This is a genomic window from Stenotrophomonas maltophilia (assembly GCF_047497515.2).
Lineage (GTDB): Bacteria > Pseudomonadota > Gammaproteobacteria > Xanthomonadales > Xanthomonadaceae > Stenotrophomonas.
Genome location: NZ_JAXAXL020000022.1, coordinates 32,207 through 46,142, shown reverse-complemented (window position 1 = coordinate 46,142; position 13,936 = coordinate 32,207). Strand labels below are relative to the sequence as shown.

Sequence of the window (13,936 nt, the reverse complement as noted above, 5' to 3'; positions counted from 1 at the left end):
CGGAAACGCGGATCAGGAGACGGCGGATCAGTGGGTCAGTGCGGCGGTGGCGTCGCGGCCCGGTGCCGGCGCGGCCTGTGGCTGCATCGCCACCGCCTTGGCCTGCACCGGCATGCCCGGCATGAAGACCTTCTGCACGCCGTCGATGATCACCTTGTCGCCGGCAGCCAGCCCGTGCTCGACGATGCGCAGGCCTTCGGCGGTACGGCCGAGCTGGATGTCGCGGCGCTGGGCCTTGCCATCCTTGTCGACCACGTAGACGTACTTGCGGTCCTGGTCGGTCAGCACGGCCTTGTCATCGATCAGCATGGCCTGGAACTGGCCGCTGCCGAGCAGCTGCACGCGGGCGAACAGGCCCGGCGTGAACTGGCGGTCGGCATTGTCCAGCAGCGCGCGGACGCGGATGGTGCCAGTGCTGCGGGCCACCTGGTTGTCGAGGAAGTCGACCTTGCCCGAGTGCGGGTAGCCTTCTTCACCGGACAGGCCGACCTTCACCGGCAGTTCGCTGTCGCGCTCGCTCGGGCGCTCGCCCTTGCGTGCCATCTGTGCGTAGCGCAGGAAGGTGCTTTCGTCGGCGTCGAAGTAGACGAACACGGTATCCAGCGAGACCAGCGTGGTCAGTACGCTGGCGCTGTCGCCGGCGGTAACCAGGTTGCCGGCGGTCACCATCGCGCGGCCGGCGCGGCCGTCGATCGGGGCACGCACCTTGGTGAACTCCAGGTTGAGGCGGGCAGCGTCCAGCGCGGCCTGCGCCGCCTGCACGGCGGCACCGGACTGGTCGGCGGCGGCGCGACGCTGCTCGGCGGTCTCGGTGGAGATCGCCTGCTGCTCGGACAGCCGCTTGGCACGCTCGGACTCGCTGCGGGCCAGGGTGGCCTGGGTGCGGGCACGGGCCAGTTCGGCGGCGGCACGATCGTACTCGGCCTGGTAGCTGCGTGCGTCGATGGTGAAGAGCACTTCGCCCTTCTTCACTTCCTGGCCTTCGACATAGTTGACCTTGTCGATGTAGCCGGACACGCGCGGACGCAGTTCAACGCTCTGCACCGCTTCGACGCGGCCGCTGAACTCGTCCCACTGGCTGACCTGCTTGACCAGCACCGGCGCGGCGCTGACCTGCGGCGGCGGCGGCGCACCGGCTTCTTCGGCATGGCCGCCGCTGCAGGCTGCAAGCACGGCCGCGGCGAGGATCGACACGCCGACCATCGCGATGCGATGGCCGAAACGATGTGGGGTGGTATTGGGGGAAGTCATGGCATGCATCCGTACGGAGGGGTGGTACAGCTATATGAGAAGGTGTTGCGAAAATCGGCGGCGCATACTGCGACCTCAACCTTGGTCGAGGTCAAGCGACGCCTGCGGTATCGCGCCAAAGCGGGGGAACTTCCAGGTGCAGCAGGCCGCGCGGCAGCTCGGCATCGCTGCTGTCGCAACGGACGATGGCGCGGTTGTCGCGGCACCCGTCGAGCAGCGAGACCACGCGACGGCCGACCAGCAGCGAACTCGGCCACTCGATGCAGGCGTTAGCTGCGTTGGCCGGGGTACAGACCGGGCTGCAGACTTCCAGCATCTGCGCACGCACGCCCAGCGCCTGCGCTTCCTGATGCACCACCTGCGCATACATGCGCAGCGCGGCGGTGGTGATCGAGGTCTCGCCGTAGCCCGCCCACGGCTTGGCATTGGCCGGGCTGCCGATCATCACGTAGCGGCGCGCGTGCACGTTGTCCTGCAGCAGCGGCAGCAGGTGGCGCACCGCGTGCACGTGCGGCATCAGGTCGGCCTGCATCGCGCCCATCAGCTCGTCACCGTTGCGATCGGTCACGCGGCCACGGCGGTAGGGGCCGCCCATCGCAGCGATGATCGCTGCCAACGGACGCGGCCGCTGCGCGATGCGTTCGGCCAGCGTGCGCGCCGAGCCGTCATCACTGAGCGAGCCCAGCAGCGTCTCCAGGCCCGGCTCATCGGCGAACTGCTCATGCAGCGCGGCCAGCCGGCCCGGATCGCGACCGACCACCAGCACCGGGCTGCCGGCTTCCAGCAGCGCGCCGACCACACCCTGGCCCACGGCACCGGTGCCGCCGAGGACCAGGACTTCGGGCGTCAGAATCCCATTCACGGGACATTTCCTCCCAAATCCGGGATAGTCCCAATTCGACGCAGGCGGTCACCCTTATGCGGGGCCAGGCGGATGACGCCGCCACGCTGCTGACGCATGGGCGCGGTAAACTCGCGGAAATCCTTGTGCACCAAGGAACTCGGGCGGGCTTCAACGGTCATCGCCAGGTCCAGGGTGGTCTGGCCGGCATTCCGGAGACGGGCAAGAATGTTGCGCAGGCTCATGGCGGACGGGCTCCAAATAACGAATGGCGCCACGATAGACCTCAAACCTTTACTTGATTAGTCCTGATTAAGGGGAATAATCATCCCGTTCCCGGTCCAATCGTTCTGTCACGATTGTCCCATCCCCGACGTCCAGGACCCCCGACCATGTCCCACGATCTCAACGAGACGCTGATCTTCGTCAAGGTGGTCGAGCAAGGCAGCTTCATTGCCGCTGCCAAATCGCTCGGCCTGCCCAAGACCACGGTCAGCCGCAAAGTGCAGGAACTGGAAACGCGCCTGGGCGCGCGCCTGCTGCACCGGACCACGCGCCGCCTCGGGCTGACCGAAGCCGGTTCGATCTACCACGAACATTGCCAGCGCATCGCGCGCGAGCTTGAAGAAGCCGAGAGCGCGGTGAGCCAGCTGCAGTCCGGCCCGCGCGGCTGGCTGCGCTTCACCGTGCCCTATTCGATCGGCATCACCTGGATCGCCCCGCTGCTGGGCCAGTTCCATGCGCAGTATCCGGAGATCCGGCTGGACATGCACATGGGCAACGAGAAGCTGGACCTGATTGCCGGCGAAGCGGATCTTGCACTGCGCGTGGGCGCCCTGCCCGACTCCAACCTGGTCGCGCGCAAGCTCGGCAGCCTGCGCACGCAGGTGTTCGCCAGCCCGGCCTACATCGAACGCTATGGCGAGCCGCTGCATCCGGAAGAGCTGCAGTTCCACCGCATCCTGGCGATGCGCAAGCCGTACCACACCGGCAACTCGCCGCGCTTCACCTGGCAGCTGGGCGAGAACGGCGGCGAGCTGCGTGACTTCCCGGTCACGCCGCTGATGACCGCCAACGACATGTCTGCATTGAACGGCGCACTGGTGTGCGGCGAAGGCCTGCTGCTGACCGGCGATGTGATGGCCAAGCCGTTCGTCGAATCGGGCATGGTACGCCGTGTGCTGGCCGGCTGGACCGGCCCGGAAGTGGACTTCAACGCCGTGTTCGCCGGTGGCCGCCTGGTCTCGCCGAAGGTGCGTGCGTTCGTCGACTTCCTGGTCGAGAAGCTCAACTTCGACGCCAACTACATGCTGGCGCAGTGCCCGGGCGCGAAGCTGGCGCAGCAGCAGAAGGCGCAGGAGGATGCGGCGCTGGAGAGCAGCGGCAAGCGGATCCTGGAGAAGGTCGCCGCGTCGGCGGCATGACCGTGGCCATCCACGCATGGCGTGGATCTACCGGCATTACGTAGAGTCGAGCTTGCTCGACTCAGCGCATCCACGCATGGCGTGGATCTACCCCGGTCGCTGTGCCAGCACGTGCTCGACCAGCGCGCGTAGTTTCGGCTCGGCCTGCCGACGGCTGGGGTAGTACAGAAAGAATCCGGCAAACCGCGGGCAATACGCGTCCAGCATGGACACCAGCTCGCCGCGTTGCAGCCAGGGCCGCCAGGTCTCTTCCATGCCGATGGCGAGGCCTGCGCCGGCCAACGCCAGCCTGACCATCACCCCCATGTCGTTGCTGGTGATTTCCGGCTGCACATCGACACTGAACTCACGGCCCCGCTCTTCGAACTCCCAGCGATAGGGTGCCCTGCCCGGCGCACTGCGCCAGCCGATGCAGCGATGGCTGGCCAGTTCCCGTGGGTGCGTCGGCAACACATGCGCGTCACGATAGCCGGGCGAGCACACCACACGTTGGCGCTGACGCGCCGATACCGGCACCGCGACCATGTCCTGGGCAATGACTTCGCCCAGGCGTACACCTGCATCGAAACCCGCGCCGACGATGTCGAACGCCTCGTCGGTCACCGTGATGTCCAGCTGCAATGCCGGATAGCGTGCAGCGAACGTTGCCAGCAACGGGCCGGCCAGGAACGCCTCGGCGATGGAGGACACGGCCAGGCGTAGTTGCCCGGACACGGTTGCCTGGCGGCGCACGCTGGCCTCCAGCGCATCGCCCAGTTCCGCCAGCGCTGGGCTGACCGAGGCCAGCAGCGCCTGCCCGGCATCGGTGAGGCTGACGCTGCGGGTCGTGCGCAGCACCAGGGCGATGCCCAGCGACTGCTCCAGCCTGGCGATGGTCTGGCTGACCGCCGAACGGGTTACGCCGAGTTGCTCGGCCGCGGCGGTGAAGCTGCGGCAGTCGGCCACCCGCTGGAACACCCCCAGAGCGTTGAGATCGATGACCATTGGTTAGCAACTCTGAACAAGGTGATCAGCAGTCGCCATCTTATCGCGACAAGGTGCGGCGTCTACCGTGGCAACACCGGGCACGCCCCGGCACTCCCTACCCTTCAGAGACACCGCCATGAGCCTTTCCCGAACCATCCTCATCACCGGCGCCTCCAGCGGCATCGGCGCTGGCATCGCCCGCTCCCTCGCACAACCGGGGGCACGCCTGGTATTGGGTGCCCGCCGCGTGGATCGTCTGCAGGTGCTGGCCGACGAGCTGCGCCAGCAGGGGGCCGAGGTGCTCGTGCATGCCCTGGACGTGACCCGGCGCGCGCAGGTGGAGGCGTTCGCCGAAGCGGCCCGGCAGCGCTTCGGCGCAATCGACGTGATCGTCAACAATGCCGGTGTGATGCCACTGTCCCTGATGGGCTCGCTGAAAGTGGAGGAATGGGACAGGATGATCGACGTGAACATCCGCGGCGTGCTGTACGGCATTGCCGCCGTGCTGCCCGGCATGATCGCCCAGCGCAGCGGCCAGATCATCAACATCGCCTCGGTCGGCGCACTGTCGGTGGTGCCGACCGCAGCGGTCTACTGCGCGACCAAGTATGCGGTGCGCGCGATTTCCGACGGTCTGCGGCAGGAGCACCGCGAACTGCGGGTGACCTGCATCCATCCGGGCGTGGTGGAAAGCGAGCTGGCCGACAGCATCACCGATCCGGCCGCGGCCGAGATGATGGTCGGCTACCGCGCGATCGCGCTGCAGCCGGATGCGATCGGGCGTGCGGTGCGGTTTGCGATCGAGCAGCCTGCGGATGTGGACGTGAATGAGATCGTGGTGCGGCCGACCGCCACGATGTGACGTGGGCAAGGCCATGTAGCGTCGAGCTTGCTCGACTGCTCCTGGGAGTCGAGCAAGCCCGACTCTACAGCGGCTATCGGCATGCCGACCTTGGTCGGCGCCGTTGGGAGAAGCCGCGAACGGGAACGTTATCGGTGTGCCGAGCAAGCTCGGCACCTACTGAAAATGCCGCCTGCAAGGGCGGCATTTTCGTTCCGGCGGGCAGACTTCCGGTGGATGCCGACCTTGGTCGGCACTGCACGCAAACGCAGCGACCGGGAACGTTATCGGCGTGCCGAGCAAGCTCGGCACCTACGGAAAATGCCGCCTGAAAGGGCGGCATTTTCGTTCCGGCGGGCAGACATCCGGTAGATGCCGACCTTGGTCGGCAATGCACGCAAATACAGCGACCGGGAACGCTGTAGGTGTGCCGAGCAAGCTCGGCACCTACTGAAAATGCCGCCTGCAAGGGCGGCATTTTCGTCCCGGCTACGCCGGAACCGTAACGCTACGCGTTACTGCTTGAGCGGAATCACACGAATTTCGACGCGGCGGTTCTTGGCGCGGCCGGCGTCGGTGCTGTTGTCGGCAATCGGGTACGACTTGCCGGCGCCCAGCGTTTCAATGCGCACGCTCTGCACGCCCTGGCCGATCAGGTACTGCGCGACCGAGTCGGCGCGTTCCTTCGACAGGCGGTTGTTCACTGCGTCACTGCCGATGCTGTCGGTATGGCCGACCACTTCGATCATGGTCTGGTTGTAGTCGCGCAGGGTACCGGCAACGCCGTTGAGCGAGCCGTAGAACTGTGGCTTCAGCGTCGCCTTGCCGAAGTCGAAGGTGATGCCGTCCGGCAGGTTCAGCATGATGTTGTCGCCCTGGCGCTGCACATCGATGCCGGTGTTGGCGGTGCGCTCGCGCAGTGCGCGTTCCTGGCGATCCTGGTACTGGCCGACGGCGGCGCCGCTGAGTGCGCCGATACCGGCACCAATCAGCGCATGCTGGCGGCGCTCGGTCGCGCTGTCGCCGGTCAACAGGCCCGCGGCCACGCCGATGGCGGTACCGATCAGCGCGTTGCGGCCGGTGCGGTTCTGCTGCTCGGTCGGGTTGCCGTACTGGTCACTCTGCACATAGGAGCCGCCGGTGGCGCAGGCCGACAGGACGGCCGCACTCATCAGGGCCAGTGCGACGTTGCGGGTGGTGTTGCGGATCATGGGATTCTCCTTGGTTTCCGGTCGGGCCGGCGGCTTGCGGGCGCAAAGAGAATAAACAGGCAAATGCGATGTCGGGATGATGATGCGGCCCGCCGACAGGGCCGCGTTCAGCTATCTGACCGGATCGCTCAGCTCGCGCTTTACGCTGCGCCGGACTGGCGGTAGGCCTGCAGCGCGGCGTCCCGGCCCACCGCCAGGTCCACCAGCGGCGTGCGCGGATAGCCCGGCGCATGCGCGGCCAGCAACTGTGGATGCTGCCACGGTGCGAAGCGGGCCTTCACCGGCAGTGCCGCCAGTTCGGGAACCCAGCGGCTGATGTAACGGGCCTGCGGATCGAACTTCTCGGCCTGGGTGACCGGGTTGAACACCCGGAAATACGGCGCGGCATCGGCACCGGTGCCGGCTACCCACTGCCAGCCCATCGTGTTGTTGGCCAGGTCGGCATCGACCAGGGTGTCCCAGAACCAGCGCGCGCCGTGCAACCAGTGTGCGCGCAGATGCTTGCACAGGTAGCTGGCGACGATCATGCGCACCCGGTTGTGCATGTAACCGGTGTGCCACAGCTCGCGCAGGCCGGCATCGACGATCGGCACGCCGGTGTGGCCGCGCTGCCAGTCACGCAGTTGCGCCTCACTCGGCGTTGCCCACGGGAAACGGTCAAAGCGCGGGTTGAGGTTGTCGGTGGGCGTCTTCGGGAAGTGGTGCAGCAGGTGGTAGGCGAAGTCGCGCCAGCCCAGCTGGCGCAGGTAGCCGTCGATATCCGCGTCGGTACCGGCACTGCGCAGGGCCTCCAGCGCATGCGCGATGCGCCACGGCGCGATCTCACCGAAATGCAGGTGCGGCGACATCCGCGAGGTGCCCACGCGATCCGGCAGGTCGCGCTGCTCGCGATAGCCGCGCAACGCCCCGTCCTCGAACACGGACAGCGCCTCCAGCGCACCGGCCTCGCCCGGCTGCCAGTGCTGCCAGAAGCCGCTATCCCAGTCGAGCGTGGGCGCAAGCCGCAGCTCGTCCAGCGCAAGGCTGTCGACCGTGTGCGCGGCCAGTGCCTTCGGTGCGGCCGTCAGCGCTGGCAGGCGCCAATGGCTGAGTACGTTGCGCCAGTACGGGGTGAATACCTTGTACGGCTGGCCCTGCTGGGTCGCGATGTCCCAGGGCTCGAACAGCAGGCTGCCATTGCAGCTCTGCGCATCGATGCCCTGCTCGCGCAGCGTGCGCTTGATGGTGGCGTCACGCGGCTGGGTGGCTGGCTCGTACTTGCGGTTCCAGTACACCGCCTCGGCGCCGGTCTGTTCGACCAGCGCCTGCAGCGTCGGCAGGCTGTCGCCGCTGCGCAGTACCAGCGAAGAACCGCGCGAACGCAGGTCGGCATCCAGCGCCGCCAGCGAGTGCTGGCGCCACGCATCGGAGGCCGCGCCCGGCACCCACTCACCTTCCTCATGCGGTGCGTGGATGTAGACCGGCACCACCTCGTGGTCCGCGTCTCGTGCGGCCTGCAGGGCCGGATTGTCCTGCAGGCGAAGATCACGACGGAACCATAGCAACGCTACCGACACACGCACCGCCTTCGTTGTGGAAGGCGCACATGATAGCCAGCGACGGTGAAGGTGATGCGTGGGCGGGGCATCCACGCATCGCGTGGGTCTACTTCCCGAAGCGCTGCATCGCCTCGCTGATCAATGCCCGTGCTTCTGCAGCATTGCCCCAGCCGTTGAGCTGGACCGGATTCCGCCCCGCCGGCAGGTCCTTGTAGACCCGGAAGAACGCCTCGATGCGCTGCCGTTCGATCTCCGGCAGATCGGCCAGGTCGCGGATGTTGGCGTAGGTCGGATCGACCTTGTCGGTGGGCACGCCGATGATCTTCTCGTCGTGCTCGCCGCCATCGACCATCTTCAGGTAGCCGATTGGCCGGAAACGCACGATCACGCCCGGATGCAGCGGCTCGCGGGTGAGCACCAGTGCATCCAGCGGGTCGTTGTCACCGGCCAACGTGCGCGGCATCGAGCCGTAGTTGGCCGGATAGGCGACCGGCATCGACTGGAAGCGGTCCACATGCACCAGCCCATCTTCCTTGATTTCGTACTTGGTGAAGCTGCCGGCCGGGATCTCCACCGCCAGGTTCACTTCCTGCGGGGCCTGCTTCGGCTGCGCCACCAGGAACGGATGCAGCACGGCATCGGCGGCGGTCACCGCACTGGCCAGCAACAGCAGTGCGCTACCGATGGCAACGAGGGGAAGGATGCGAGAGGACAGGTTCATCGGTGCCTCCTCATTCCCAGCAACGGTCGGCGCGACCCTTGGCGGTCTGCGAACGGGGGCAGTCGCGCGGCGTGATGCGGCCGTCGGTCAGTTCCGTTCGCTTCTTGCTGCCCTTGGCATCACGCTGCAGTTCGAAGGCATCGTAGAGACGTCCGGTCACCGTGCGTGCCTCATAGCGCAGGCGCTGCGGGTCGATGTTCAGGACCTGGAACAACTGGGTGTCCTCGGCCACCGGATCCATCGTCCTGCGTGCTTCGTCGGAGAGGCGGTACTGCTTCGGCCCCGCCACGGTCACCACGTACTGCGGCGTCGCGGCCTGCCCTTCGCCACGGCGGCCGTAGGTGTGATCGTGGCCCTGCAACACCAGATCGACGTTGTGGCGGCGTACCACCGGCAGCAGCACGTCACGCAGCGCGGCGTTCTCGCGGCCCTCGCGCGGCGAGTAGAACGGTTGGTGCAGCAGCACGATGGTCCACGGCTGCGGATTGCCGGTCAGCACCGTGTCCAGCCACTGCGCCTGCGCCTGGGCGGTGCCCAGGTCGAGCGCAGAGGTGCCATCCACCACGGCCACGCGCACGCCCTGCGCATCGAACCAGTAGCTGGTCTGCTGAGCGGCGGCAGCGCCGTTACCCGGCAGCGCGAAGGTCACCGGCCAGTGCTTGCCCAGCACACGGCGCTCCTGCGGGGTATCCTCGAACTCCTCGAAGTACTCGTGGTTGCCGATTGCCGGCGCCACCAGTGTCTCCTGCGCCAGCCAGCTGGTGGCCGCAAACCATTCGCCCCACTCGCTGTCGTCCATGTTGTCGCCGCCGCTGACCAGATCGCCGGCAAACAGGCTCATGCGCGCCTGCGGCGCCGCCTTCTGCGCAGCACGCACGACCCGGCTGACATGGCTGACGTTCTTGTTCTGGGCGTCACCGAAGTACAGCAGGGTCAACGGTTGGTCGGCAGCCGCCAGCGTGCGCAGCTGGTTCCACGCGCTCCAGCTGCCATTGCCCTGCACGCGGTAGACGTACTGGGTATCCGGCTTCAGGCCGCCGATGTCGGCACGATGGTGATGCGACAGCCCGTTCTCGGTCTGCAGTGCGCGGGTCGTTGCGCGTACCTGGCGAATGCCCTCGATGGCCGGTGAATCACCGGCCACGGCGATTTCCAGCAGCGGCGCCTGCACACTGCCATCGGTGCGCCAGGCCACCGCAAAACCATGGCTGGGATCGACTGCGGGCGAGGCGACGATGCGGTCCGGCACCGTCGTCGCTGCGTAGTGGTGGCTGCCTGCCGGCACCTGGGTGTTCGGCTCAGCGGCGGCAAAGCCCAGCGCGGGGACGGCCAGGAGCAGGCCCAATGCCAGTGCGCTCATGCAACGACGGCTCATGCGCCACACTCCAGCGGCAGCGCCAGCTGTTTGGCGATGCTCTCCCAGTCGAACGCAACCACGCCTTGGTCGTCATGCACCGCATACAGCGCACCGTGCGGGAAGCGCGCGCTCGGCTGCTGCATCATCCAGATGCCGTCGGTGTTGGCCACGGTATTGCCCTGGAACGCGCCCACCGGCTTCAGCGTGTGGCGGTCGAACAGGTGGAACACGCTGCGCTGCTTGCCCTGCTCGGTGGTGATCCACCAGCCGTCCTTGCCACAGGTGCGCAGGGTCACGCCTTCGGCCTGCGCCTTGAACATGTCGCGGCCGAAGGTGGTGCCGGTGAAGCGGCCGGCCAGGGTGTAGACCTTGAACTCGCTGGCGTAGCTTTCGTCCTCTTCGGCAATCAGCAGGCGATCGTTCTCGGGGTCGCCCCAGATCGACTCGACCACGCGCAGCGCACCGGCCTCGGTGGTATCACCGATGCTGGCCACCAGCGTCGCTTCGACCTTCGCACCGTTGCGGGTCACGTGGTACTGGCGCACGCGCTTGTCCAGTTCAGCCAGCGGCGGCAGGATGTCACGCCCCTGCGCATCCTCGCCGTTGTCCCAGGAGTCGGTGACGTAGACGCTGTAGCCATCGGCCCGGCGGTCGACCCACAGGCCGTACGGCTTGCGCAGGTCGTCCGCAGCGAACGTCGCCAGCGGGGTGAAGTCCGGCAGGCTCAACACCTGCACGCGGTGATTGTCGCGCTCCACGATCCACAGCAGATCGTCGGTCACCGCGATGCCGTTTGGGCGATCAAACTGCCCCGGCGCGGTACCACTGCTGCCAACGTCACGCAGATGCTGGCCGGTGCTGCCGTCGTAGACCACCAGCTTGTCGGTGGCCTTGGCAGTGGCGATCAGCCACAGCGTGCCGTCCGGCGCACGCCAGGCGGCCGGCGAATCGATGTTGTCGGCTGGCGTCATCGGCGAAAGGAAGGCCTCGGCGATGGTGGCCACCGCACGCTCGCGGGTGGCCTTCTCTGCCGTCACGGCTGGCGCCGGATCATTGCCCGTGGCCGGCGTGCAGCCGGCCGCCAGGCTGGCCACCAGTGCGGCAGCCAGGACGGTGATGCCACGCCCCATCACAGTGCCACCTTCAGGCCCAGCGCATAGGTGCGGCCATACTCTTCCATCTGCAGGGTGCGCGAGCGCGTGCCCTGGTACAGCTCAAGCGGCTTGTCCAGCAGGTTCTGCGCTTCGAAGTACATGCTCACGCGCGGGGTGAACTTGTAGTCCAGCGAGAAATCGAGCTGGGTGTTGGGCGCCACATAGATGTCGAAGGCGCGGCCCTTGCCGATGCTGTCCAGGTATTCACTGCGGTACACCGCTGCCAGCCGCGTGCTCAGGCCGTACTTTTCATAGCCAATGTGTGCGCTGTAGACGTGCTTGGAGGCACGCGGCAGGGTGAACTCTTCGCCCGCGCGATCCTTGATGCCGGCATCGAACGTGGTATCGAGCCAGGTGCCGCTGGCACCGACCAGCAGCCCGTCCAGGCCGGCGGGCAGGAACGCCAGCTGCTGCTGCCAGTTGAACTCCGCACCACGCACGGTGGCCTTGCGGCCATTGATCGGCTGGGTCACGTCGAAGCCGCCGTAGGCCGGGTCATTGGTGCGCACGGTTTCCACGATGTAACCGTCGATGGACTTGTGGAACAGGCCCAGCGACACGATGCCGGTGCTGCCGATGTACTTCTCCACCGACAGGTCGATGTTCTTCGATTCGTACGGATCCAGTTCCGGATTGCCCAGCCGCACTTCTTCGTCACCGCGGCTGTAGCCCACGCGCGGCGAAATGTCACCGAACGACGGGCGCGAGACGGTCTTGTTGGCCGAAGCACGCAGCACCCAGTCGTCCGCGGCGTCGTAGCGCAGGTGCAGGCCCGGCAGCACGTTGGTGTAGCTGCTGTTGGCCACGCGCGGGGTGACGGTGAAGCTGCGGCCATTGGCCGCCACGTCCACCTGGTTGCCGGTGGCCTTGAACTGGGTGTTTTCCACGCGCACGCCGCCGATGATGCGCAGTGCGCCGATGTCCCAGGTGCCCATCGCGTAGCTGGCGAAGATGTCCTCGCTGGCCACGTAGTCTTCTTCCAGCGAGGTCATTGCATTGCCGCCAACATCCTGCGGCCGCGCACTGTACTGGCTGCCATTGGCCGCCCAGAACGCACGCATCGCGGCCGAGTCCATGCCATCCCCCATGTTGCCGTGACGGTACTCAGGCGAAGAGGTGGTCCAGCTCGACAGCGCCACCTTCGGGCCGACGCGCAGCTCGCTCTCGTCGACATTCACGTCACGGTCGCGCCAGCGGCCCAGCAGGCCGATCTTGATGCTGCCGCTGTCGCCGTCGAAGCGCACGTTGACCTGCGCGCTGTGCTCCTTGTCATTGACCTGCTTGGGCGAGAGCACGAAGCGGTCGAAGGCGTAGTTGCCGTTGTCCAGCCACTGCGGATTGTCGAAGCTGTAGCTGGGCAGGCGGCTGCGCTGATCCAGCGTGCCGTTGAACGGCGCGCCGTTGAGCTTGAAGCGGGCCTCCATCTCGTCGTTCACCCGCTCTTCGGTGCGGGTGTAGCCCACCTTGTAATCGACCACGGCATGGGTCAGCTTGTTCTCGCCGCCCAGGCTTGCCGCAAAGGTGTTTTCCTTCTTGGTGCGGTAGCGCATGCGCTTGTCGATCGAATCCTTCGGCATGCCATCCAGGCGGTACTGGTCGGTGCCGGTCTTGACCATCTTCGCGTCATCGAAGTTGAAGATCACGCGCTGGCGGGTTTCGGCATCGTCGAACTGGCTGTACAGCGTGCGCAGGTAGTACTTGCTGTCTTCGTTCGGGCGCCAGTCGAGGTTGAGGTTGGCGCCGATGCGCTTGCGCTCGATCTCGTACTTGCGGTGCTGCAGGTTGATCGCGGTGACGTCGCCAGGCGCAGCATCGTCCTCGCCGTCGTACTCCACTTCGGTGTTGTCCGACTCGAACCTGCGCTTCTGGTAGTTCACGCCCAGTGCCACGCCGAAGGTGTCGTTGAACACTTCGCTGTAGTTGAACGCGGCCTTGGGGCTGGTCTCGCCGGACAGCTGCTGGTGGCTGCCCTCGATCTTGCCACGCAGGCTGCGACCATCGCGGTCGAAGGCCGAAGCCGACTCCACCAGCACCGCGCCACCAATGGCATCGCCCGGCATGTCCGGGGTTGGCGACTTGACCACGCGCAGGCGCTCGGTGGAATCGGAGGGAATCACGTCCAGCGGTGCGGCGCGGCTGGAGTCCTCCGGCGTGCCGATGGCGATGCCATCCACGCTGACACTGTTGAGGTTGGCATCCAGGCCGCGGATGACCACGAAGCGGCCCTCGCCCTGGTCACGCGTCACGCTGACGCCCGGCAGGCGCTGCAGCGATTCGGCCACGTTCTTGTCCGGGTACTGGCCCAGCGCATCGGAGGACACGGCGTCCTCGATGGCATCGCTGCTGCGCTTGAGGTCGACCGCGCGGATCTGCGATTCGAGCTGCGCACGCACTTCGATGCGGTCGAGGTCGACCGCGTCGGCGGCCACCGCGCCGGTGGCAGCGACCGCCTGCTGCCCGGCGGCCTGCAGCGGTGCTGCGGCCCCCATCGCCAGGGTCAGGGTGATGGCAACGGCCAACGGAGTCTTGATATGCACTGGGAATCCCCATTCCTGTTAAGAATGGGTCTGCACGGTATGTCCGCAAGGTTGCATGGCCATGACATGGATCTGCACATTTGGCGAAGCGCGGG

The 13,936-nt window shown here is 66.7% G+C and carries 12 protein-coding genes; 2 read left to right on the top strand and 10 right to left on the bottom strand.

Annotated elements, in window-relative coordinates; translation table 11 throughout:
- Nucleotides 1-27: 27 nt before the first annotated feature.
- From ACMZPQ_RS20845 to ACMZPQ_RS20835, 3 genes are all read right to left on the bottom strand, one after another.
- The gene (locus ACMZPQ_RS20845) at nucleotides 28-1,251 is read right to left on the bottom strand and encodes an efflux RND transporter periplasmic adaptor subunit (RefSeq protein WP_197582517.1); all 1,224 of its coding nucleotides are present in this window, start codon (nucleotides 1,249-1,251) and stop codon (nucleotides 28-30) included.
- A 91-nt stretch (nucleotides 1,252-1,342) separates the two neighbouring features.
- Nucleotides 1,343-2,113, bottom strand: a complete 771-nt coding sequence (locus ACMZPQ_RS20840; protein ID WP_197582516.1) for an SDR family NAD(P)-dependent oxidoreductase — start codon at nucleotides 2,111-2,113, stop codon at nucleotides 1,343-1,345.
- On the bottom strand, nucleotides 2,110-2,337 hold the full coding sequence (locus ACMZPQ_RS20835) for a hypothetical protein (protein ID WP_197582515.1): 228 nt from the start codon (nucleotides 2,335-2,337) through the stop codon (nucleotides 2,110-2,112). The genes ACMZPQ_RS20840 and ACMZPQ_RS20835 overlap by 4 nt, the downstream gene beginning before the upstream one ends.
- 147 nt (nucleotides 2,338-2,484) lie before the next feature.
- Here ACMZPQ_RS20835 and ACMZPQ_RS20830 point away from each other — a divergent pair, with 147 nt between their 5' ends.
- Nucleotides 2,485-3,516, top strand: coding sequence for a LysR family transcriptional regulator (locus ACMZPQ_RS20830; protein WP_005416157.1), 1,032 nt, complete (start codon nucleotides 2,485-2,487; stop codon nucleotides 3,514-3,516).
- 87 nt (nucleotides 3,517-3,603) lie between these two features.
- Here the strand turns inward: ACMZPQ_RS20830 and ACMZPQ_RS20825 are convergent, their stop codons facing one another.
- Nucleotides 3,604-4,500: a LysR substrate-binding domain-containing protein gene (locus ACMZPQ_RS20825; protein ID WP_197582514.1), complete on the bottom strand. Its 897-nt coding sequence runs from the start codon at nucleotides 4,498-4,500 to the stop codon at nucleotides 3,604-3,606.
- 118 nt (nucleotides 4,501-4,618) lie between these two features.
- Between ACMZPQ_RS20825 and ACMZPQ_RS20820 the strand changes: the two genes are divergently transcribed.
- Nucleotides 4,619-5,344 carry an SDR family oxidoreductase gene (locus ACMZPQ_RS20820; protein ID WP_197582513.1) on the top strand — a complete coding sequence of 242 codons (726 nt, stop codon included), beginning with the start codon at nucleotides 4,619-4,621 and terminating at the stop codon, nucleotides 5,342-5,344.
- 494 nt (nucleotides 5,345-5,838) lie between these two features.
- On the opposite strand, the gene ACMZPQ_RS20815 is transcribed toward ACMZPQ_RS20820, so the two are convergent.
- The 6 genes from ACMZPQ_RS20815 to ACMZPQ_RS20790 form a co-directional block, all read right to left on the bottom strand.
- Nucleotides 5,839-6,534 (bottom strand): YiaD family glycine zipper/OmpA-like lipoprotein, encoded by a 696-nt coding sequence (locus ACMZPQ_RS20815; RefSeq protein WP_008267948.1) that lies wholly within the window; start codon nucleotides 6,532-6,534, stop codon nucleotides 5,839-5,841.
- 140 nt (nucleotides 6,535-6,674) lie between these two features.
- Nucleotides 6,675-8,090, bottom strand: a complete 1,416-nt coding sequence (locus ACMZPQ_RS20810) for an FAD-binding domain-containing protein (protein WP_197582491.1) — start codon at nucleotides 8,088-8,090, stop codon at nucleotides 6,675-6,677.
- An 88-nt stretch (nucleotides 8,091-8,178) separates the two neighbouring features.
- Nucleotides 8,179-8,793 (bottom strand): inorganic diphosphatase, encoded by a 615-nt coding sequence (locus ACMZPQ_RS20805; RefSeq protein WP_197582489.1) that lies wholly within the window; start codon nucleotides 8,791-8,793, stop codon nucleotides 8,179-8,181.
- A gap of 10 nt (nucleotides 8,794-8,803) precedes the next feature.
- Nucleotides 8,804-10,153 carry a purple acid phosphatase family protein gene (locus ACMZPQ_RS20800; protein ID WP_312646387.1) on the bottom strand — a complete coding sequence of 450 codons (1,350 nt, stop codon included), beginning with the start codon at nucleotides 10,151-10,153 and terminating at the stop codon, nucleotides 8,804-8,806.
- A gap of 11 nt (nucleotides 10,154-10,164) precedes the next feature.
- Nucleotides 10,165-11,280 (bottom strand): NHL repeat-containing protein, encoded by a 1,116-nt coding sequence (locus tag ACMZPQ_RS20795; RefSeq protein WP_197582487.1) that lies wholly within the window; start codon nucleotides 11,278-11,280, stop codon nucleotides 10,165-10,167.
- Nucleotides 11,280-13,793: a TonB-dependent receptor gene (locus ACMZPQ_RS20790; RefSeq protein WP_414486139.1), complete on the bottom strand. Its 2,514-nt coding sequence runs from the start codon at nucleotides 13,791-13,793 to the stop codon at nucleotides 11,280-11,282. Before ACMZPQ_RS20790 ends, ACMZPQ_RS20795 begins: the two co-directional genes overlap by 1 nt.
- Nucleotides 13,794-13,936 lie beyond the last annotated feature (143 nt).